General features: G+C 48.1%; 20 protein-coding genes. 12 read left to right on the top strand and 8 right to left on the bottom strand.

What is annotated here, in order from left to right; all coding sequences use genetic code 11:
* Positions 1-10: 10 nt before the first annotated feature.
* Positions 11-502: a four helix bundle protein gene (locus H9I36_RS00280; protein ID WP_255422609.1), complete on the top strand. Its 492-nt coding sequence runs from the start codon at positions 11-13 to the stop codon at positions 500-502.
* A gap of 527 nt (positions 503-1029) precedes the next feature.
* Here the strand turns inward: H9I36_RS00280 and H9I36_RS00275 are convergent.
* Positions 1030-3162 carry a methyl-accepting chemotaxis protein gene (locus H9I36_RS00275; RefSeq protein WP_239447065.1) on the bottom strand — a complete coding sequence of 711 codons (2133 nt, stop codon included), beginning with the start codon at positions 3160-3162 and terminating at the stop codon, positions 1030-1032.
* A gap of 198 nt (positions 3163-3360) precedes the next feature.
* On the opposite strand from H9I36_RS00275, the gene H9I36_RS00270 reads away from it, so the two are divergent.
* The 4 genes from H9I36_RS00270 (at position 3361) to H9I36_RS00255 (ending at position 8783) form a co-directional block, all read left to right on the top strand.
* A complete protein-coding gene (locus H9I36_RS00270) occupies positions 3361-4254 on the top strand; it encodes a YitT family protein (RefSeq protein WP_255422608.1) in 894 nt (297 codons plus the stop codon).
* Between the two features lie 101 nt (positions 4255-4355).
* Complete coding sequence (locus H9I36_RS00265; RefSeq protein ID WP_187383394.1) at positions 4356-6506, top strand: methyl-accepting chemotaxis protein; 2151 nt, start codon at positions 4356-4358, stop codon at positions 6504-6506.
* A gap of 164 nt (positions 6507-6670) precedes the next feature.
* Positions 6671-7603 (top strand): nucleoside triphosphate pyrophosphohydrolase, encoded by a 933-nt coding sequence (gene mazG / locus H9I36_RS00260; RefSeq protein WP_187383393.1) that lies wholly within the window; start codon positions 6671-6673, stop codon positions 7601-7603.
* A gap of 130 nt (positions 7604-7733) precedes the next feature.
* The gene (locus H9I36_RS00255) at positions 7734-8783 is read left to right on the top strand and encodes a helix-turn-helix transcriptional regulator (protein WP_187383392.1); all 1050 of its coding nucleotides are present in this window, start codon (positions 7734-7736) and stop codon (positions 8781-8783) included.
* 6 nt (positions 8784-8789) lie between these two features.
* Here the strand turns inward: H9I36_RS00255 and H9I36_RS00250 are convergent, their stop codons facing one another.
* The 5 genes from H9I36_RS00250 to H9I36_RS00230 form a co-directional block, all read right to left on the bottom strand.
* Positions 8790-9320, bottom strand: a complete 531-nt coding sequence (locus H9I36_RS00250; RefSeq protein WP_187383391.1) for an HNH endonuclease — start codon at positions 9318-9320, stop codon at positions 8790-8792.
* A 170-nt stretch (positions 9321-9490) separates the two neighbouring features.
* Positions 9491-10363: a DUF6994 family protein gene (locus H9I36_RS00245; RefSeq protein ID WP_187383390.1), complete on the bottom strand. Its 873-nt coding sequence runs from the start codon at positions 10361-10363 to the stop codon at positions 9491-9493.
* 143 nt (positions 10364-10506) lie between these two features.
* Positions 10507-12450, bottom strand: coding sequence for a DUF4139 domain-containing protein (locus H9I36_RS00240; RefSeq protein WP_187383389.1), 1944 nt, complete (start codon positions 12448-12450; stop codon positions 10507-10509).
* A gap of 408 nt (positions 12451-12858) precedes the next feature.
* Positions 12859-13806 carry a ParB/RepB/Spo0J family partition protein gene (locus tag H9I36_RS00235; protein ID WP_187383388.1) on the bottom strand — a complete coding sequence of 316 codons (948 nt, stop codon included), beginning with the start codon at positions 13804-13806 and terminating at the stop codon, positions 12859-12861.
* A complete protein-coding gene (locus H9I36_RS00230; protein ID WP_187383387.1) occupies positions 13799-14554 on the bottom strand; it encodes a ParA family protein in 756 nt (251 codons plus the stop codon). The genes H9I36_RS00235 and H9I36_RS00230 overlap by 8 nt, the downstream gene beginning before the upstream one ends.
* A gap of 45 nt (positions 14555-14599) precedes the next feature.
* Between H9I36_RS00230 and H9I36_RS00225 the strand changes: the two genes are divergently transcribed.
* The 4 genes from H9I36_RS00225 (at position 14600) to H9I36_RS00210 (ending at position 18112) form a co-directional block, all read left to right on the top strand.
* Positions 14600-15910 (top strand): class I SAM-dependent methyltransferase, encoded by a 1311-nt coding sequence (locus tag H9I36_RS00225; protein WP_187383386.1) that lies wholly within the window; start codon positions 14600-14602, stop codon positions 15908-15910.
* Positions 15897-16334, top strand: coding sequence for an Rpn family recombination-promoting nuclease/putative transposase (locus H9I36_RS00220; protein ID WP_370586930.1), 438 nt, complete (start codon positions 15897-15899; stop codon positions 16332-16334). The genes H9I36_RS00225 and H9I36_RS00220 overlap by 14 nt, the downstream gene beginning before the upstream one ends.
* A gap of 567 nt (positions 16335-16901) precedes the next feature.
* Positions 16902-17501, top strand: a complete 600-nt coding sequence (locus H9I36_RS00215; protein WP_187383384.1) for a TetR/AcrR family transcriptional regulator — start codon at positions 16902-16904, stop codon at positions 17499-17501.
* A complete protein-coding gene (locus H9I36_RS00210) occupies positions 17498-18112 on the top strand; it encodes a DUF2271 domain-containing protein (protein WP_187383383.1) in 615 nt (204 codons plus the stop codon). Before H9I36_RS00215 ends, H9I36_RS00210 begins: the two co-directional genes overlap by 4 nt.
* Before the next feature lie 87 nt (positions 18113-18199).
* Here the strand turns inward: H9I36_RS00210 and thyX are convergent, their stop codons facing one another.
* Positions 18200-19036: an FAD-dependent thymidylate synthase gene (gene thyX / locus H9I36_RS00205; RefSeq protein WP_187383382.1), complete on the bottom strand. Its 837-nt coding sequence runs from the start codon at positions 19034-19036 to the stop codon at positions 18200-18202.
* Between the two features lie 147 nt (positions 19037-19183).
* Positions 19184-19798 carry a DUF308 domain-containing protein gene (locus H9I36_RS00200; RefSeq protein WP_187383381.1) on the bottom strand — a complete coding sequence of 205 codons (615 nt, stop codon included), beginning with the start codon at positions 19796-19798 and terminating at the stop codon, positions 19184-19186.
* 279 nt (positions 19799-20077) lie between these two features.
* Here H9I36_RS00200 and H9I36_RS00195 point away from each other — a divergent pair, with 279 nt between their 5' ends.
* From H9I36_RS00195 to H9I36_RS00185, 3 genes are all read left to right on the top strand, one after another.
* Positions 20078-20866 (top strand): hypothetical protein, encoded by a 789-nt coding sequence (locus H9I36_RS00195; RefSeq protein ID WP_187383380.1) that lies wholly within the window; start codon positions 20078-20080, stop codon positions 20864-20866.
* A gap of 5 nt (positions 20867-20871) precedes the next feature.
* Positions 20872-21573: a YfcE family phosphodiesterase gene (locus H9I36_RS00190; RefSeq protein WP_187383379.1), complete on the top strand. Its 702-nt coding sequence runs from the start codon at positions 20872-20874 to the stop codon at positions 21571-21573.
* Positions 21574-21762: 189 nt separating this feature from the next.
* A complete protein-coding gene (locus tag H9I36_RS00185) occupies positions 21763-22236 on the top strand; it encodes a DJ-1/PfpI family protein (RefSeq protein ID WP_187383378.1) in 474 nt (157 codons plus the stop codon).
* The last annotated feature ends 33 nt before the right edge of the window (positions 22237-22269 follow it).

Here is a 22269-nt window from a genome sequence, read left to right as displayed (position 1 = left end):
GTAATGGGTAATGGGTAATGGATGTCCGGCAAAGCAATTGACTTTTCCAAATAATTACCCATTACACATTACAAATTACCAATTGAAAGTGCATTACCCATTACACATTACAAATTACCAATTGAAAGCGCATTACAAATTGGAAGAAATGAAGACTGATAACGTTATTGTTGATAAATCAAAGGCGTTTGCGTTGAAGGTAATCGCCTTGTACAAAAAGCTCTGCGATAAGAACCGCGAATTCGTTATGTCGAAGCAGCTTTTAAAAAGTGGAACGAGTATCGGAGCAAACATTAAAGAAGCCGAGCAGGGGCAAAGCAAGGCGGACTTTTATGCAAAGCTCTATATCGCTCTCAAAGAGGCAAGCGAAACGGAATATTGGCTGGAGCTTTTACACGAAAGCGAATATATCGGCGAGAAGGAGTTTTGTGCAATCTACCAAGATTGCCAAGAAATCATCAAAATCCTCGTCGCTATAACGAAGCACAAAAGCAATGGATAATTGATAATTGGTAATTGGTAATGGATGTCCGGCAAAGCAATTGACTTCTCCAAATAATTACCCATTACACATTACAAATTACCAATTGAAAGTGCATTACCCATTACAAATTACACATTAAAAAAAAGAGGCTCTTTTAAAATTGGTCGAAAGTGTGGTAGAATACAAGTGAATCTGCAACCCGCTCAGTCGTAAAATCGGCTGCACCATTCTTCATGCCGCGATAACTGCTATAAAACACCGCTATAAAAAACTAAGCCGCGATATCGATTGGCTGATTGCGAATAAAAAAGCGGTGCTCGAACGGTGGAACGCGATTTATACGTCGAATCATAAATAAGCGCTACGCCGTAAAATTGTTTTTGCATGAGGGCTGCCGAAAAAGTTAAGCGACTTTTGAGGCGGCCCCTTTTTTATCGTGCACCGACTGAGGGCATTGTCTATACCGACGAAGCGCGTTGCCGAAAGCCGTGCCATCCGCCGTGTATAACGGCAGCGGACAGTATCGGCGGCGAGTGCCGTCAACGCTACAGCGTAAACTTCCGCACTTCGTCCGTCAGTATTTCGATGCTGTGTTTGTTTTTTTGCGTTATTTTGCTTACGTCTTGAACGGCGTCGTTTATTTGATTTGCGCCGAGCGCCATTTCATCCATGCTGTCGGTGATGATACCGGTTAAATCGTCGAGCCGTTTCATTTCTTCGGCAACGTTTTCGCTGCCTTTCAGCATTTCCGCGGAATTGCTGCTCACTTGCGCCGTCACCGTATTGATGTTTTTAATCGCGGTCAGCACTTCTTTGCTGCCGTATTCCTGTTCCTGCATCGCTTTTATCAATTCATCGCTCATAATTTTGACCTGTTCCGACAGATCGAAGATCACCGTAAATTTTTCTTCTACCGTTTTTGCGGCGGCTGCGAGCGTATCGATTTCGGACGACAGCATCTTTAAAGTCACCGTTATGTTTTTGCCCTGTGCCGCCGAGTCTTCCGCAAGCTTTCTGATTTCATCCGCAACGACCGCAAAACCCTTTCCCGTTTCGCCTGCATGCGCCGCTTCGATCGCCGCGTTCATTGCGAGTAAGTTCGTCTGCCGCGCTATGTTTTGAATGACCGTGCTCGCTTCCAATAAACCGCCGGACGCTTCGATGATTTTTTGCGTGATACTGTTCGAATCCGTTATCGTTCCTTTGCCGTCTTCCGTAGCGGACGCAAGCATTTTTATGGTGTCGTCCGTCTTTTCGAGCGTCTGCGTGATCGCCGCAATGTTCGCGACCATCTGCTCGATAGCGGTCGATGAAACGGAAACGCTCGCCGCCTGCGTTTCGATGCTCGTGTTGAGTTCCTGAATCGCGTTGATGATTCTCTCAACCGTTACGGCCGTTTCCGTTACGCTTGCCGCTTGTACCGTCGCTTTCATTTTGACATCGTTGATGTTTCCGCTGATCTGCTTTATCGAGCTTGCGGTTTCGGTCATATTGCTTACGAGTTCAGCGCCGATTTCTTCCATTATGCCGGTGTTCGAATCGACCGCTTTGATCGAAGTTCCGACGTTTTCCATCGCGTAGTTAAAGTATTTCGACAGATCGGTCAGTTCGTCGTTGCCTTTTACGGGTAAGCGCGTATTCAGTTTCCCTTCCGAAATGCTTTTAAGTGCCTGCACCGTTTTATGGATCGGTTTTATTAAAGTCGATTTCATAAACGTTATCACCGTAATTATTAAAACGGCGATAAAAAACAGCGCGATTGCAATATTTACGATTAATAATGTATAAAAGGATTCGAATATAACGCGCTTTTTTACTTCGAGATACATAAAGACACCCGTTTCGGCGATCGGGGCGACGAAGATAATATTGCCTTTATTTTCGATAACGGTTTGTCCGTTCATCTCCGCGTTGCCGAGTATTTGTTTTCCGATCGATTCTTTGTCGTTACTGTTTAAGCACCTGCCGGAGCCGTCAACGAGCGATAAAACATACTCGCGGATATTTTGAAAACGTACGGTGGAAAAATAATCGATCAACGGCGCAAGCCCCAAATCGATCGTTACGACGCCCTGTTTTTTCTTTCCCGCCGACAGCACCGACGTCGCGGTTATCATCGGAACGCCGGTTACCGCATCGTGATAGAGCGCGCTCCACACGACTTTTTTGTTTTCCGCAAGGCCGTCGTGCGTATACCAATTGAACTGCGTGTAATTATTCGCGTCGGTATTATATTCCCACGTCATCTGTATTTTGTCATTATCGCGGAACCAATACGGACCGTATAATTTTTGACCCGGTATCGTATACGGTTCAAGCCAAAAACCGCCGCCGACGATCGTATCGTCGGCGGCGATCATCGCACCGCTTATATCTTCAAGTCTTTTGAGATCGGCAAAACCGAAAGTATTGATTAGTAATGCATAATTGGTTGCAATGCTTTCCACTTTTGAAAATATCTTTTCATAGATGACCATCGATTCCCGTTCGACCCTGTTCCGTAAACTGTTTTTCGTATTGGTCAGAATGATGGATGAAAATTGTTTAAAGATGATCGTACTCAGCAATGTTATCGATACGATAAAAATAACGGATACGATGCATGAGGTTTTGAATACCAAGCCTCTTCTTTTCGTCGTTTTCGCAGGCAGCGTATCATCGCTTTTTCGGCCGGTCATATTAAAGTCCTCCTTGTAAAATTTCTTACGCCACGAATAAATTTTTAGGATACTCTTAATAATCGCTGTTCGATGTTGTCGGATGGAATCAAGGGTCTTCATTATCCTAGAGCTTTTTATACGATTTGTCTACGGTCGTCCCGTGCGGTTCGGCGATGCCGTTTGCCACGAATGCGAAAATAGTATATGCTTGCGCCTATGCGACAGGCGGTACAAAAAATTGTTAAAGAACGCGTCGGCGGCGTCGGTGCGAGTCTTCGGCGAATAGCGCTCATTCTCATTGCGGCCGTTATCTCGGCGTTGAATATGAAAACCTTTATCCGTGCGGGCGATCTCTTCCCCGGCGGTTTTACCGGATTGACGCTGCTCATTCAGCACGTCGCACGGACGTATTTTTCGTTTGAGCTTCCGTACAGTCCCGTCATGCTTGTCATGAACGTCATCCCTATCGTCATCGGTTTTAAATACATCGGCAGGCGTTTTACGCTGTACACCTGTCTCATGGTCGTCACCTCTTCCGTACTCGTCGACCTCTTTCCCGATTTTGCGATCATCGACGACGTGCTGCTGTCAGCCGTTTTCGGCGGTATCATTGCTGCGTTTTGCGGATACCTGTGCCTTCGTGCAGGTGCGTGCGGCGGCGGTACCGAAATCATCGCGATTTTCATTTCCGAAAAATACGGCAAAGACGCGTGGAACTATATGCTGGTCTTTAACGCTGCGATCCTTTTGGTCGCCGGCGCGATCTTCGGTTGGGAGCGCGCACTCTATTCGATCTTTTTCCAATTTTCCGCGACGCAGCTGCTCAATTCCATATACAAGCGATATCAAAAGACGACGCTCTTTGTCATTACGAACCGTCCCGCCGACGTATACAGGACGATTCATGAAATAACGAACCACGATGCGACGGTCTTTAAAGGCAAGGGCTGCTATCAGGGAGCGGAACGCGATTTGGTGTATTCGGTTGTCGCTGCGGATGAAGTGCAAAAAGTTGCGCGGAAGATAAAAGAAGCCGACCCGCTTGCATTTATCAATATCCTGCATTCGAAACAGATACTCGGCCAATTTTATCTGCGCCCGAAAGATTAATTTTTAATAATATTTATTACATTAATAATTATTGACAAATCGGAAAGACGAGGTATAATTATATTATTATACCCATCGCAAATTTTTATAGAGAGTAATGTATGACAACAGTACCCGTCAAGAAAAAATTCCGTTCCATCAGGATAAAACTCGTACTCATGTTTACGCTGTGCATTATGCTGCTCATTTGGCTGATTTCCCTTGCCGTGGGTCTGCATATCAGGGAGGAAAATAAAACGAGTTTCAGCGTCCGTACCGCTCAAGATTTGAAATATATCGGCGACGGCATATCGATTTTTTTCGACGATACGAAAAATGTCCTTACGATGCTTTCCCGCCATCCCGATGTCCGTACTGCCGATGCATCCTTACACAGTTATGTGAACGAGCGCGGTACAGTGCAGATCCGCAATACCGTAAAGAGCGAAACCGAACAGCGCCTTGTCGCACTTTTCAAAAACGTGTTTACGTCTTTTCCCGAATATATCGAAGTATATCTGGGTACGAGGTGGGGAGGATACGCCACAAGTTCAGAAGATACAATGAGCGGCGGCTATGATCCGAGAAAGCGCGGATGGTATGCGCTGGCGTCGTCGGCGAATGGGGAAACGGTTATCACAAAAGCCTTTGCGTCGACTATCGGAAGCAACGCGGTCGGCTTGTCGAAAAGCGTATATTCTTATGACAATATTTTTATCGGAAATGTCAGCATCGAAGTTTCGCTCGATACGCTGACGGGCATTATCGCGAATTCCACGATCGGGCGGACGGGCTATGTCATTATCATGCAGGATGACGGTGTGATCCTCGCGGATCCGAAACATCCCGATTTCAATTTTAAAACGCTCGCGGAAACCGGAGTACCCGATTTTGCAAATTTACTGACGGCGGAGGACGGTACCGTAAAAGTCGATATAGACGGAAAACGCTGGTTTTCACAAGTATATTCCATAAGCGATCCGAACTGGAAGCTCATCGCGTTTATGCAGGAAGATGAAGTGTTCGGCGAATTTTATTATATGATCCGCACGATGGGCATCATCGGCTTTGCGCTGCTCGTCATATTTGCCGTCGTTATTTCGCTGTTTGCGGTCAAAACGCTGAAACCCGTCGACGATATTCTCAAAATGCTGAAAAATATTTCCGAAGGCGATTTTACCGGCAGTTTGCATATTACGAGCAACGACGAGTTTTCCCGCCTTGCCGAACACTTTAACGATATGGTTCGCAATGTCCGCAATCTCATCAATGTCATTCAGGAAAATGCGACCGCCCTTTCTGACGGCGGTATCGAGCTGTCGTCAAATATGACGGAAACGGCCGCCGCGATCCATGAAATTACGGCGAATATCGAAAGCACAAAACAGCAGGCGCTCAACCAAGCGGCCGGTGTCGAAGAGACGACTCGCGCGGTAGACAGTTCCATGCAGATGATTCGGCACGTAAACGAAAACATCGAAGTGCAGGCGGCAAGCGTCACGCAGTCTTCGGCGGCGATCGAAGAGATGGTCGGAAATATCGCGTCGATCACAAAAACGCTTGAGCGTATGACCGCCGTTATTAAAGACCTTTCGGCTGCGACCGACGACGGCGTGCAGACCGTCGGAAAAGCGAGCGACGCGCTTCAGGAAATCATTTCGGCGTCGAGTACCCTTGTCGAAGCCGGACGCATCATCCAGCATATTGCCGATCAGACGAATCTTTTGGCAATGAATGCGGCGATCGAAGCGGCGCACGCGGGTAAATCGGGCAAGGGATTCGCCGTCGTCGCAAGCGAAATCAGAAAACTTGCGACGGAATCGAGCAGGCAGGGAAAAACGATTTCCGATTCGCTGAAAGCGCTGAGCGACCAAATCGCCGCCATGTCCGCCGCCGCCGATCTTGTCAGCGATAAATTTCATATCATCGATTCCTATACGACCGAAGTAAACGATATGAGCGCGCGCATAACGGACGCTCTGCGGGAGCAGGAAGGGGGAAGCCGCGAAGTGCTGACCGCAGTGCGCGACATCGATACGGTAACCGTTCGGGTAAAAGACGATTCGACGCAGATGTTTGACGGCAGCCGCGAGATGATGAAAGAAATCAATAAGCTGAACGATTTGACGCGCACGATCACCGACAGCATGAACGAAATGGCCGAGGGCGCGATACAGATCAATAACGCCGTACAACACGTAGATACGCTGACTCAAAAGAATAAGCAGAGCATTGAAAATCTGTCCGCCGAAATACGAAAATTCAAAGTGTAGGAACGATGAAGCAAAAGTCGGACGGCGTGAGGCACCGAACGAAGTTCCCGTAGAAAGCACGGCACAGCTTTATTCGTGCAGAGGCTAGACGCTTTTCCGATCCGTATCCGCCGCACCGACGAATGCCGCAGAATGATATATTAATAATTGTTAAGGATTATACTATGAGCGATATACAAAACGATACAAGCGCAGACAAAACGGCTGCGGCGTACAAGCGGCTGTACGAAACGATACGAACGCTTCGCGCACCGGGCGGCTGTCCGTGGGACAGAGAGCAGACGCCGCTTACGATGCGGCGCGATCTGATCGAAGAGACTTTCGAAGCCGTGGACGCCGTTTCGACAGGGGATGCGGCGCATGCAAGAGAAGAGCTCGGAGACGTCATACTCAACGCATCGATGATCGCGTATATGTACGAACAGCAAAACGATTTTTCCGTCGCGGAAGCCTTGGATGAACTCACCGACAAATTGATACGGCGGCATCCGCACGTTTTCCCGCAGAGCGACGGCATGTCGGAAGTGACGGAGAAAGTGACGACGGGCGAAGAAGTTTTAAATCAATGGGACAGGATCAAAGAAAACGTCGAGGGAAGAAAGAGCGTGAAGACGATCCTCGATGAAGTGCCCGAAGGCTTTCCTCCGCTCCTGCGTGCGTATAAAATGCAAAAAAAAGCGGCAAAAAAAGGCTTCGATTGGCAATCGATCGAAAGTGTTTCGGCAAAAGTGTACGAAGAACTTGAAGAAGTGCGGGATGCGTTTCAAGCGCTGCAGGATGCAAAATCTGCGGGCGACACTTCCGAGTGCGGAGCGGCATCCGATGGACGCAATGCACCGCCCGCTCGCATGAGCCAGGCCGAACGCGCGGCGCTGCACCTCGAAGAAGAATTCGGCGACCTCCTCTTTGCCGTCGTCAATTATATGCGGCACTCAGGTGTCGATCCCGAAACCGCGATGGACAGGGCGAACCGCAAGTTTTACAGGCGATTTGCGTATGTCGAAGAGCGGATGACAAAGGCCGGCATTCCGATGGACGGCGATCACCTGCAAGACGAAGATGCGTTTTGGAACGACGCGAAAAAATCCGGACTGTAGCAAAACGCAAATCCGACGGTAAAACGAAGTTCTCGCCGCAAGCACATCTTTATCAGCCGATACTTTCCGAACTCGCATTCGGCGATAAAAATCGAATGATCGCAATCGTTTTACGTGCTATACTGTACTTATGAGCAAAGCCCTTTCCGAAGAAGAAAAAAAACAGAGACAGCTGACGCGCGATGAAAAAAAACTGCAAAAGGAACTCAATCCTGAACTTGACGAGCGCTGCTACGAAATTCTTCGCATACTGCGAGATGCGCCGAATCATCCGGATGTCAAATACAATTCAAAGTATTTTGAAAATCACTTTAAAGTTGCCAACATAACAATACTCAGAGCGATAAAAACCCTAAAGGACATGGACTTACTGGAAGAAAGGCAAGTTCACGGAAGCTACGTAATAAAAAAAGAAGTCGAACAGATTTACTCAAAAAAAACGCGGCAAAACCTCGCTTTAGTCGCCGGCTTGAAAGGTTTGCTGCAGCAATACAAAAACACGCCCCTCTTCGACAGTGTTACAAAGCTGATTTATTTTCTTGAACCCAAGGTCGCAAAGGACGATACGGTTTTATCTTCCGCCCGCGTAATCGTTCCGCCTCAGATAGAATATGACGTCAATGTAAAAAATTGGGATAAGGTTTACGAAGCGATTCAAAAAAATCACAAAATCAATTTCCGCTATACAAAATCATATACGGACACGAAAGCTCTCAGAATCGTACGGCCGTATCAACTTTTGTTGGATAACGGTTCCGTGTATCTTTTCGCTTACAGCGAATACGCCGACCTTGTACTTTTATACGACTTAAACTTTATGACGGATATCGTCGTTACGGATGAAGCATTCGAACTTCCCGAAAAATACGACTTCTCTTACTATTGCGGCGGAGGACGGCTCGGAGCATACAAAGGCAATAAGATCGAAAAATATAAAATTAAATTTACCGGCTACGCAAAGGAGTGGATCAAACAACACAAGTGGGCGGACGATCAAAAATTCACGGAAGACGAGGACTCTACCCTGATCACATTTTCTTCAAGTCAGTACGACAAAATTTTCGAGCTGATCCTAAGCTGGGGAACTCAAGCCGAACCGCTTGCTCCCAAGCGCCTTGTCACCCGTTGGAAAAAAGAAATCTCCGCGATGTATAAAAAGATAAATGACGGGAAAAGATAACATGTTTTATTTAGAACTATGTATTTGGCCGTGTTCTTTTTCACTCAGCCAGATTAGATTTTCCGGACGATTATCATATCCGTTATTATCGATATGGTGAATGACAGAGCGATCTCCTTCGTATTCGTTTTTTCCTAAAAAAGCCATAGCTACTAACTTGTATACAAGAGGATAAGCGACTTCATGTAATTTAGGATACTTTTTTTCGGGATCAATTACTAAATATCCGAAATCCGATCTGCCAGGGTCTTCATCTTGATTTAAAAATTCAAAGTTGCCGTCATCTTTTAAATATTTTATACGCGCTTGATTACTTACAAATATCTTTTCCCAGCCTTTTTGCGATAATCTGACCCAGATTTCTCCGGGTAAATTTTCGACTTGACTGTTATATCGTTCGGAATGATAGATTTTAAGTCTATGGGTTTCCCGCTCTATTTTATTTTGATCTTCTATCTCAGAACTTGACGGACATAAATCTTTTAATTTTTCCACCGTATATTTCTTTCCGCCGTAACCATAAATAATTTCTTCCATCGTCTATCCCCTTGTTAATATTATTCTATTCCCGGTCAGCCGATTTCGTCACCGATAAACCGCTTTGTTGTCGACAGCATTTATAGTTCATATTTCATAAACCAATAAGTTCCATCCATTTTTCGATTAGGATCGTATTTTCTCAATAAAGCTTCTTTTTCCGACCTTTCCTATTCTTTCGTGATTTTTCCGTTTTCGAATTTTCGGTTTATTTCATCATATTTTATTTTTATCTCAACATTTGCGATAACGCGTTTTAAAATTCTGAGAATGGCTTGTATCCGCATATCTATCAAATGCTCCGATATGCAAATATAATTGTAGGCAAACGCAACATATCTTAAAGGTTCTCTGTCCCAATTTTCGACTTTGCTCCTAAAAGAATCTCGAATAGTTCCTTCCGTTGTAAAATACGGAAAAATAAAATTATACCTTTTAAACAATTCCATCGAGTTTACTATATCAAAATAAAATGAATTTGCTTTCATCAATGCAGATAAGGTTTTATCTTTATCGGGAACATCTTCGTAGCATCTATTCAATTCATAAAGGAAGACATCAAAATAATCTTTATATGTGTTCCAATTGCCGCGATACAGATTGATCGTTTGCTCGTTTGCATAAAGGTTCGGCAGCATCGTAAAGTTTCCCAGCACATAACATTTATTTTTAAACTGTTCAACTTCTTTTATAAAAGCCGTATCATTGTTTGAATATTTTACAGCTCTTTCCATATTTTCGCCGAATAACGTATTAAATGTATTCAGCGTGTCCCCTCGATATTTTTTATGAGTTCCTATATCGGAAAATGAAAAATCCAAATCGGTATCATGTACTTTGTTGCTGAATAACAGATAATAAACGGCTCGCCCTATCTCCGTATCATCGGGGTCAAAGCCGGTTCCGAACTCACTGCATCGTCCGAATTTTTTATCATTTTCTAAAAGCAGAAAATTATACTGTTTGAAATTTTCTATATCTCCGTCCAATCTTTCACTTATAAAATCCTTTAAAAGATTGCAGCATTGAAACAAATCAGTCATTTTCTCTTCTCCTCGTCATCGCGTAATGATTATACTATAGCGAGGAAATACTATCATTTTATGATAGTGAGTAAAAAATGCGATAGTACGTTTTCTCTTTAGCTCAGCAGTACACAAGCTTGCCGACGGTATCTGCCGCCCGTTCAGCCGGCCTTTACCGTTTTCAGATAATCGGAAAAATCTTTTTCGGCTTTATCGAGATTTGCGCGGGCGGCTTCCGTCTTCGTGTTAAGCGAATCGAGTTCGCTTTCGAGGCGCATCAGTTTGTCGAGGAATTGTTTGCCCTGCGCAGTCGAAGAGCCCGTCGCTTCGAGATTTTCACGCGCACGTCTTTGCTCGTCGCCGATTGTTTTGCAGTCGGCGGAAAGCTTTTCGTATGCGCTCTTCGCTTCGTCGAGCTTTGCCTTTTTTGCCGCGATGTTTTCAAACGCTTTCCGCACCTCTTTCGGCATATCGGCATCGCTTGAGCAGGCGATAAAATCGTTTACGTTCATCTTTATGAGAGCGGTAGTAGTTTCGACGATTTCGCTTTCGCTTACCGTGAGCGTTCCGGTTGAATTTTTATCGACCGAAAGCGTAAAGCGGTAGAGGGCGGGCGTTTTTTCAAGCAGCGCTTTCGTCGCAACGAGGGCGGCATTGCCCGTGATCGGGTGTTCGATGAGGACTTTCCGCGATTTTGCGGCGGAGTTTTTTATCGTATACGTCGAATCGTAAACGCGTTTTTTCGTGGTGTGCAAAAGCCCGCCCGCGATTTTCACCGTATCGATCGATGACGAAGTTTTTTTTGTTAAGCTGCCGTTTACTTCCATATCGTCGCCGTAGCCGATGATGCGCGTATCTCCCGCAGGCAAAAATTCGAGCACGGCGTCTCCCGCATACGCGCCTTCTGACAAAACGGAAACGGGACCTGCAGGGAATTTCATGCCGGACGTATTTTCGATGCGGACGCAGAATTTCGGGTGCGTGTTTTCTCTGAGATGCATATTCGAAAAAACGGAAAACTTTTCGGCGGGAAGTTTTACCGCAGCGATAGGAATCATAACGCTTTCCTGCCGGCCGATCGTAACGGGTTTTACCGGCGTAAACGTAAACATTTCGGCGGACACGTCGGATGCCGCGACGTTCCGGTTTACGGTGTCCCGAAGCGAACCGTCGTAATCGTAACTTGAACCGATTTTCGCTTCGGCGGCGACTTTGTTCATGGACATCATCATGCGCGGGGACGAAGCTTCCGTGTACGCTTCATCGGCTTCTCCGTACGCGGAATCGTAGGTTTCCGCAGCGGCTGCCGCACCCGCCATGAGGGGCAGCGTCGGACGGTATGTAAAATACGGCGGATACAGATCCTGCTTAAAACCGACGGGACGTCCGGTCGTCAGCGTCAAGCGCACCTCGTTCCAGTCGATGTCGGTCGAATTGTCGACGATTGCCCACGCTTGAAACTCCGCTGTGCCGGAACCCGCGTCGATGCGGTACGTCGGCTTCCACACGGGAGATTCCATAACGTATGCGAGGCGAACGTCGCGCTTTCCCGCAGCATCGATGAGAATCGAAAGATTTTTTTTCGAAGCGGACGAGGATCGAAGTAAAACGGAAAGTGCGGTATTTAAATCTTCTCCGCGCTTCGGATCGGTAAAGCGGAACGATTTTATCTCTTTGAACGGAAGGATATGAACGCCGTCGAAAACAAGGAGCGAAAGCGTATCGCCGCCTGCTTCGCGCTCGCGTCTGTCGACCGTCAGAATTTTTCCGACGAGTTTTTCGGCTGCCTTTTCTCCGGTGACGACTTCAAGCTCCGCGCCGCGCTGGGCGTATAATATATCGGCCAAATCCGAAACTTCGCTCAGGTTGACGCTCAAACTTTCGAGGATTTTCCGAAGCGCGTCTTCCGACTGATAGGCGACCGAAATATTTTTCGCCGCCGAATCGGAAACGATAAGCGATTTTAAAACGTCGTTGATCTGTTCCGGCGTAAACGATAAGCCGATGCGGGAAGCGCCCGATGCTTCTCCTTCGTGTTCGTAATAGGCGACGCCCGACGAATACAGCGTCACGTTTTTCAGCGGAACCGTCGTGTCCTTATACATAGCCGCTCCTTGTGCAAAAACAGCTGCAGATGCAATCGATAAAGATATTAATAGTATGAATGTCGATTTTTGAAATTGAGACATAATAAAAGATGTGCTTTCGGCGAGAACCCGTCCGCTTAGCCGCAGTCGAGCTTTTGAAGCAGGCTTCCGTAAGCCTAACGCTCGAAACGGCACGCGGCCGGAACCTCGTCTCCGCACAATATTATTTGTTTTCAAAAATCGCCATTCACTTGATCTGCGGACAGGATGGAAGATTTCGAGTTTTAGAAAACTCGAAATTGATATTAATAAAATATGTTTCACGGCATCCTCCGTAGAAAAACAGATGCACACGTATGCAGTTACAAAAAGAGGCGTACATTTCGGTACCGCAGTCTCCGGCACCGCTGAACGTAAAACTGAAAATTATGTTCCGGAGATGACGTCGTAGAGCCTGTCCAAATCGGCGCGGCTGAAATAATCGATTTCGATCGAACCCTTTTCAAGCGTCCCGTTGATTTTGCACTTTGTACCGAGCTTTTCGATAAATCTCTGTTCGATTGCGGCGATATCGGTATCTTTTGCTCCGCTCTTTTTTTGCTTTTTTTTCGCGTCCGCAGCTCTGCCTCCGCCGTTGAACGATGAGGCACTTTCTTCGGCTTGGCGCACGGAAAGACCGTCTGCGATAATTTTATTAAAAAGTACGCGCTGGTCTGCGGGGTTTACGACCGAAAGCAGCGCACGCGCATGACCTGCCGTGAGCTTTCCTTCGATGAGAGAAGCCTGCATATCGTCGGGGAGTTTTAAGAGGCGGAGCGCATTTGCAACGGTGGAACGTTTTTTGCCCACGCGCTGCGCCGCTTCGTCCTGGCTCAGATCTCCCATCTGCATGAGATTGTAATACGCCGCCGCTTCTTCGATCGGATTCAAATCGGTACGCTGAATATTTTCGATGAGCGCGATTTCGAGTTTTTTTTGATCGTTGTAGCGCCGTATCTGCACGGGAACTTTTTGAAGCCCCGCAAGCTTTGCCGCGCGCGTGCGGCGCTCACCGGCGATGATAAAAAAGTTTTTTTCACCTGCAGGTTCGATGATGATCGGCTGCACGACGCCGTGCTCTTTGATCGAAGAAGCGAGTTCTTCGAGCAAGGTCTGATCGAATTCTCTGCGCGGCTGACGGGGATTCGGCTGCAATAGAGCGACGTCCGCCCACAGCGCGCCGTCCGCATCCGATTCTATACCTTCGGGCAGCTTCGCACCTACGGCGATATCCGACACGGAAACGACATCCGCATCGACGGAAGCGCTTTCTCCGCCCGTATTCATGAGCGCGTCGAGTCCCCGCCCCAGTCCGAGTCCGCCTTTTTTAGCCACGGCGCATCACCTCTTCCGCAAGTTTTTTATAACTGACCGCTCCGACGCACGACGGATCGTATTCGCAGATCGGCTGACCTCTGGACGGCGCTTCTGAAAGACGCACGTTGCGCGGGATGATCGTAGAAAAAACGAGATCTTTAAAATACGACTTTACCTGCGTTACGACATCCTGTGCGAGACGCGTGCGCGAATCGTACATCGTAAAAAATATACCGCCGATCACAAGATTTTTGTTGATGCCCTGCTGCACTTTTTTTACCGTCTGGAGCAGGAGCGTAATGCCTTCGAGCGCAAAGTATTCGCACTGCATCGGAACGAGCACCGCGTCCGCGGCGGCAAGACCGTTCAGCGTCAAAATGCCGAGAGACGGGGGACAATCGATGAGAATGTAATCGTATTCGTTCTTTAAGTTTTCGAGCGATTTTTTGAGGTAAAATTCGCGGTCGCTTTGATCGACGAGTTCTATCGCGGCTCCCGACAAATCGATGGAAGCGCTGACGGCGTCGAGATTTTTTACCGATGCGTGTTTGATGACGTCGGCGGGAGATGCGAGACCGGCGATGAGCTCGTAAACGGTCGGCTTGTCTTTCGACACTCCGACGCCGCTGGACATATTGCCCTGCGGATCGAAATCGACAAGGAGCGTTTTTTTGCCGGCGAGCGCCATATATGCGCCGATATTGATAACCGACGTCGTCTTGCCGACGCCGCCTTTTTGATTTACGAATACGAGACATTTACCCATACGCTTTACTATATCATTTTTTCGGAAAATAGTATACTCGATAGTATGATACTTTCGGCAACGTTTTCAAAACCGGTAAAAAACGTCGAAGCGATTTTGGGCAAACCGTATACCCGCATAAAAATAAAGCGGCACGCAGCTTCTTCGGGCAAAGCGTATTTTGCGGAAAAATTTACTGCGACGCAGGTCTTTCAGGAGTATTACACGGAAGAAGAATTCGGCGATTTTTTGAAAGCGCACGCGGGTACGACGTTTAAAAACTGCGTCGAGCGTACGGAAATCGAAATCATCACGATACTCGGAAATAAAAACGGAAAAACGACGACGCTCCGAAAGTCGATCGAAAACGTACCTCGCCGGCAATTCGGCTCGAACTGCGGTGATACGGAATGCGGCGATGCAGAACGCGAAAATTCCTGCGCCGGTCAATCGAGTGCGAGAGGACACAACCGTACAAAAAATTACCTCATCCCCGAAGGAAAGCCCGCGCCGTTTTTCGTGCTTCTCGGAGTGATGACGGCCGAAGGAAAAGTCGTCGCGTCGAAGTACGATAAGTTCCGGCAAATAAACCGCTTTCTCGAATTCATCGACGATATCATTCCTGCTGTCATGCGCGCGGCAGGCAGTTCGCGTCCGCTGCGCATCATCGACTTCGGCTCGGGAAAATCGTACCTCACCTTTGCGCTTCACTATTATCTCAAAGAGATAAAAAAAATCGACGCTCTCATTACGGGACTCGATTTGAAAAAAGATGTCGTCGCTTATTGCAATAAAACGGCGGCGGCGCTCGGAGCGGAAGGGCTCGACTTTGCCGCAGGCGACATCGCCTCTTATGCGGACGGAGATAAAGCCGACATCATCATCACGCTGCACGCATGCGATACGGCGACCGATTACGCACTCGCCTATGCCGTAAACTGCGGTTGCAAAGCGATTTTAAGCGTACCCTGCTGTCAGCACGAACTGAACGCCGCTCTCGATAAAAATACCGCGGACGCCGCGTTCGCTCCGCTTTTAAAATACGGCATCATCAAAGAGCGCTTTGCCGCCCTTGCAACCGATGCGCTCCGTGCCGAATACCTCGAAAAAGCGGGGTACGACGTCAAGCTCCTCGAATTCATCGCGCTCGAACACACGCCGAAAAATATTTTGATCCGCGCCGTCAAACGGGAAGCGGGCGGCGGTACAAAAGGAAGTGCGCCGGCAAAAAGAGCAAGCGAAAAAGCGAATGCTGCCGCCGCTCAAGCGGAAGCCCGTGCAAGCGGAGAAGCAAAAGCGCTCACCGATGCACTGCACGCCGAGCCGATACTGCAGAAGTTGCTGCAGGAATCGGGGACATCCCGTGTATACGTTTAAGAATTTCTGTGAAGAAGATCCCGATCTGTTGTTACCCGACGGCGTGACAAAGGTTATTTTAAATAGTGCGGCGGCCGCAAAAGAGACGAATCCTGAATTGAAAGCACTGTTGGAATATATGAACGGCATAAAGGGCGAAAGCGGATTTATCGGGGAACTCGAAAGCAAGATTCGGGAAGTAAAAGAAAACGACGAAAGGAGGCGCGAATATATGATAATGACTGCATTTGAAGCGGATGCGAGACGGGTCGGTATGCTGGAAGGTGTTCGACAAGGCTTTTCACGCGGCGAAGCGCAAGGATTTTCCGCCGGTTCGCATCAAAAAGCGCTTGAAACGGCAAAGAACTTGCTCGCCCTCAAATTATCGATCGAAAACATTGCAAAAGCGACCGGCCTCACCGAAGAAGAAGTCGAAAAGCTGTAAATTATTAATCGGTGATGTATAGTGTATAAGTAATCGGCTCATTGTAAATCGATTTTACCGCTCTCATTCCTCATGCCCTCTTTTATATCCTCAACGTCTTTTCGATAATTTTTTTCGCAAAACTCCGAAATCGCAACATTTCCGCGATATGTTATAGTAGAGGTTTTACGGAGATTTTATGGCAAAACACAATCGTCGGAATAAAGATTCCGTCTTCGTTGATCTCTTCGATGAAGACAAAAACGCAAAAAACAATTTCCTCTATGACAATACCTGAAAAGCCGAGTCTCGAAGTCGGTGTCAGCGTGACGAATATCAATTATACTAAAAACAGCTTTCAAAACGCAATCAAAGAGTACATACAAAACGACATTTTCTAGAACACTTGCAGATGTCCGGCAAACTTGCGAATCCTGTAAATAATTTGCTCTCCGGCGCTTATACCATACATTAAACCCTGTCCTTATATATATTTTTGCATTGCCCTCTGTTTTATAGGCATCGCTTGACACGATAATTAAACAGTGTTAAATTATCATCGTTTACTAAAACTTTACGGGAGGCGCTATGCGGAACGCGAATCCGGAACTCGTCGCGGCGATAAAGGCGAAAACGCTCGATCTGCTCATGCACAAAAATCCCGACGCGATCGTCATGCGCGATATCGCGGCGAATTGCGGGATTACGGCAGCAAACATCTATCATTACTACAAGAACAAAGACGAACTCTTTCAAGCGATCAGCCTCGACTGTTTAAACGAACTTAACGCCCGAATCGTTGACGGAGCGAAAGGCTCGCGGCCCGGTAAAAAACGGCTGTACAGCGCGATCGATGCGTTCCGCACATGGTGCTTTGAAAATCCGCGAAGAGCGCTGCTTGTCATGCAGGGCATCAAATCGGCATCGGATGCGGATGATAAAATCATCGAACAGTATTATGTGTGCAACAGAACAGGAGCCGCGCTGCTCAAAGAATGTGTCCAAAGCGGCATCGCGCGTTCTGCAAATCCCGAGCTCGACGTGGGCATACTCGTTTCGGGACTGTGGGGCTGCATCGAATCGGTCATTTTAAAAAAGTGCGATAAAAAATATTGGAACGACGGAAAGCGATATACGAATCGCTTTATCGCAATATGGATGAATGCAATCTTCGGAGGTATACAATGAAAAAAGCATTTGCAGTTATGGGAATCCTGCTTTTGAGCGCGGGACTTTTTGCAAGAGAAGTAACCGTCAGCATCGGAGCCGGAAAAAATTGGAAAGAAAAAATGGCGTCGCAATGCGCCGTTTGGCTTGAAGATACGAATGGAAACTACGTGCGCACGCTCTACGTCACGCAGCGCGCAAGCAAGCGTAATTGGATCGTCGGACCGAAAACCGGGCGACCGGAATCGCTTCCGGTATGGTATCATGCAGCAAACTACGAAAGCACGAAAGGCGCTCCGGGCAACGCCGACGTGGACGCCGTAACGGCCGCAACGCCGAAAGGAGGAGTCGTATTCACGGCCGAAATCGGAGACGGAGCATACGTTATTAAAGCGGAGTTCAACACGAGCTTCGACTACAACGATTTTTACACGAAGAAAAATTCCGGCGTCAACGGTCAGCCTTCCGTCGTATACGAAGCGAAGATACCTGCGGACGCGAGCGGCGAAATCGAGCTTACACTTTCGGGAACGGGCTCCGAAGACGGCAGCGACGGAAAGATTTACACAGACGTTTCACACCTGACGACGGCGAAAACGATCGTCGATAAAATAATTATTAAAAACAAATAAATGGGCAAAGTTGCCTCTAAAAGCTGCAGCGTTTGAAGAGCGTTTTTGATTCATTATGCAAACGCAAAACGCTTTTCCGCTGTTGCACTACATCTGCACTCCCGTCCGCAGTTTTTCTTCGAAACGTTCGCGCTTTTTTCCTTCGAGCGGATTTTGCTCGCCCGAAAGTATTTTGCGCAGCGCTTCCATCTCTTCGGCCGAAAAGCGCACGCCTTCGTTTATGTGATTGATAAAAGATCCCGTCGCAAGAGGGGCGACCGTGCGGCACAGCGCAAGGATAACTTTTGCGTATTCGCGGATTTCATACTGCGCGTGTTCGTCGAGCCGCAGTTTCAAAAAGCGAAAGAGATTGTGCAGATCCATTTGCCAATAAAATTCGGTGTAGAGCGCAAGCGGCAAATCGATGCGCGCGATTTCCCGCGCAAGAGACGCATCGATGAGTTTCGTATACGTTTCGTAGGCAGCCTTTTGTCCTTCTTCGAGCGCCGATCGAATTTTTTCGGCTTCGTCTTTTGAAAAGGGTTCGGCCGCCCGCCCCTGCTTGTTGTCCTTACTCTGCGGCGCGATGTTTTCATCGGAGGGAACGTAGAATTCGTCTTTCATGATCGAATAGCGGCCGGACACTTCGTTCATCCTGCCCGTGCGGTGGCGTACCCATTGACGCGCGACGAATATCGGCATTTTAAGGTGAAAGGTCATCACCACCTGTTCGAAGGGAGAAGTGTGTTCGTGGCGCAAAAGATAATCGATGAGCGCGCCGTCCTGCGAAACCGTCTTCGTTCCTTCTCCGTACGAAACGCGCGCCGCTTGGACGATCCGCGCGTCTCCGCCGAAATAATCGACAAGGCGGACAAAACCCTTGTCGAGCACGGGATATTCTTTATCGAGAATCGCTTCCGCTTCGGGAACAACACAGTGAGCCATATATACTCCTAATCTAATAATTAATAAAAAATCAATCGACGCTCATTCGACGATTACTCCGCTGCATTACGTTTTTCCGAATCACCGTTCGGACATCGAATTTAATAATTTATAAAGCCGATCAAGAGCGGCAGAAATGCCCTGCCGTCATTTTTCCGTGCGGCGGTTTTTTGCATCGTTGTTCGGCAGCGTATCCGAAACGGGCGGCTGAACATCGTCGACGACTTCGACTTCATCGACGACGATCGGACGGTCATGCCATTCGAACAGTATATATCCCGCGCTGACCGCAAGCAGCAAAAGACCGAGGATGCGCACGAGCACAAGACCTATCTGCTGCGGAACGATAAACAGCACGATAGCGCCGACGAACGATATGATCACTTCGAGCATATAACGGCGGCGCTCTATATTCGTATCGCGGAGTTTTGCAAGCATGTACAGTTCGAGGAAGGCCGACGCAAGAAGGTAGGCCGCAAGCACGTAGAGCATAACCGTCCACATCGCTTCGGCAAAACGCAGCGGCAAAACGATCGCGAGGATGCCGATGAAGATGCTGATAAGACTTCGAACGATGACGGTGAGTTGAAAGGATTTATCATCGACGAGCTGCCGGATTTTAATTAAATTGAATAGACCGTTTATGACGGCTTCGATACCGAGTGCGATGACGGCGACTTTTATACATTGCTCCGGCGCTATGATCATCATGAGTGCAACGAGTGCAAGCAGCGCGCCGAGCATAAAATCTGTTTTTCTCATACCGTAAATATACTCGATTATGAGCAAATCAACAAGTTCCGTTTGTCACAATTAAAGTCGGTTCGGACGACACCGTTTTGCCATCCCGCCTTCCGCGCTTCGGTAACCCTCATTCCCGCCGCCGCTTCCGCTTGCGGCGAGAACGCTTCGCGGCGCTCCACGCGGGCGTAGGCTTTTAAAAGCTCCGCTCAAATAGCGCGTCGCTTTTAAGGAATCGAAAACTGCGGCGAACGGCAGAGCGTATTTTCATGGCCGGATAAATCCGTTATACTTCGGACAATGGCTTGGCAGAAAAACATGAAAGTCCGTATATCGCTTACTGCAATCGCACTGTGTTGCCTCCTGCTTTCGTGCGGCGGACAAACGAAGTCGGCCTCAGTGATAACTGAAGAAAGGGCGATTCCCGTTTCCGCTGCAGGAAAAGACGCGGCGAACCTCAAGCTGCCGACACAGCGGTGGCACTGTTCCGATGAAGTCGTCTGCATATTCTTCGGCTACGGCTATAACGAGGCGGCTTTTGTCGCTTCGATGACGGAAACCTTGTCGGCAAAATACGGATTCGCTTCGGACGGCGGTCTTATTTTACCGATCGTTTTTCCCGACGATTTCAGACGCGGTTCCCGTTCGGTTGCGGCGGAGCTGCCGCTCTTTGTCGGGGGAAAAAAATTGCGCGGTCTCATCCTGCTCGGCGCACCGGAAAATACGCATTTCGGCGTCGCTCACCTGCAGGACAGACACGACGGCGTCTTTCCGTTTCCCGTGTTTTCGTTTTTTTCACAGGACGACGTATCGGGTACGGAAGGCACTGCGGACATCGTGCTCGATAAAGCGCAGGAAGCCGGCATCGACGGCATTATTAAAAACGAATCGGAACAGACTTTCGTAAAAGAAGTACCGGATTTTGTCCGCCGCTCCGTCGATTTTATGCTTGCCGTCGACGGTCAGCTTGCGAAAAACAACGATCTGCTCACGTATCTGAAAAAAATCGTCGGAAACGCAAAGCTGCGCCGCTACGTCGATCCCGAGTCGGGCTTGCAGTCCGTCAATCACTTTATCCTCGCCGATTGATTTTTATGATTACGCTGGAACAAACGGAGCATCATCTGCTCGGTGCAAAGCGCGATATCGCTTTTCTCGCAAAAAAAGAAAGCGCGCGCATTCTCGTGCTTTCCGATTCTCACGGACAGCGGGAACTCTTCCGTCTCATCGTGGAGAAAACCGGCCCTTCGTGCGACGCGCTCGTGTTTTGCGGCGACGGCGCGGGCGATTTCGTTTCGTGCATGGACGATGCGGCGAGCGATGCGGCTTTCGCGCATCTCGTACCGCCGGTGGCAGCCTTTGTCGAAGGGAACGGAGACGCCGACCGCTTCCCTTCCCGTTTTGATCCATGCGGCAAAAAATCGTCCGGCGGTTTATATGAACTGATTATTCCGAAGCGGCAGATTTTGAAAGCGGCCGGTCACGTGATCTATGCCGTACACGGTCACGAACAGGGCGCGTATTACGGAACGGATGCGATCGAACGCGAATGCAAAGCGGCCGGCGCCGACATCGCAGTCTACGGACACACGCATATCGCGGCTGAAATCCGCCGGAGCGTCTACATCGTAAACCCCGGAAGCATTTCCTATCCTCGCGCGCTTACGCCGCCGTCGTTTGCAATTCTCGAACTCGACGGAAAAAACAGCAACGCCGTATTTTACCGCATCGATGCAAAACTCGACGGCGTGCACTTTACTCCGTTTGCGCCGAAAACGACCTCGCTGTGGCGGTGAACGTTTTTTCCCGAGCTGTCGAATTAATAATTAATATGAGAGGAACTATGAACGCATATCAAGACGCAAATGCCGCGATAATCGACCGATGGATAGCCGAAGGCCGGGAATGGGGAAAGCCGATTGACCGCGAAACATACCTGAAGGCACAAGCAGGACAATGGTCGGTTTTGTTGACACCGACAAACTATGGGCGGACTCCTGATTACGCCCGATCGACGTATCGGCGATATGAATATTTCCGACAGCGATATCCTCATTTTGCCGGGTTCCGATCATTGGTTTGAAAAAGAACATGAACCGATCCTCTTAAAAGCGAAAGCATATATTGAGCAAGATATAAAGGTTGCCGCAATATGCGGCGCAACACTCGGTTTGGCGAATGTCGGCGCTCTTGATAATAAAAAGCACACGAGCAACGATAAGGCATTCTTAAAACAAGTGTGCAAAAATTATAAAGGCGAACATCTATATGAAGATACGCCCGTCGTAAGGGACGGTAATTTAATTACGGCAACAGGTATTGCGCCGCTTGAATTTACATTTGAAGTTTTAAAGTTGTTGAATGTGTTCGGTGAAGATACTTTGATGAATTGGTATAAACTCTACACAACAAAAGAGTCTAAATATTTTTTCGAACTTATGCAGTCGCTGAACAACTAGCGGGGAATTCCGTTCGGAATTGCACTCCCCGTA

This window comes from Treponema sp. Marseille-Q4130, from assembly GCF_014334325.1.
GTDB lineage: Bacteria > Spirochaetota > Spirochaetia > Treponematales > Treponemataceae > Treponema_D.
The sequence above is the reverse complement of the archived record's forward strand: the minus strand, read 5'-3'. Positions and strand labels throughout refer to the sequence as shown.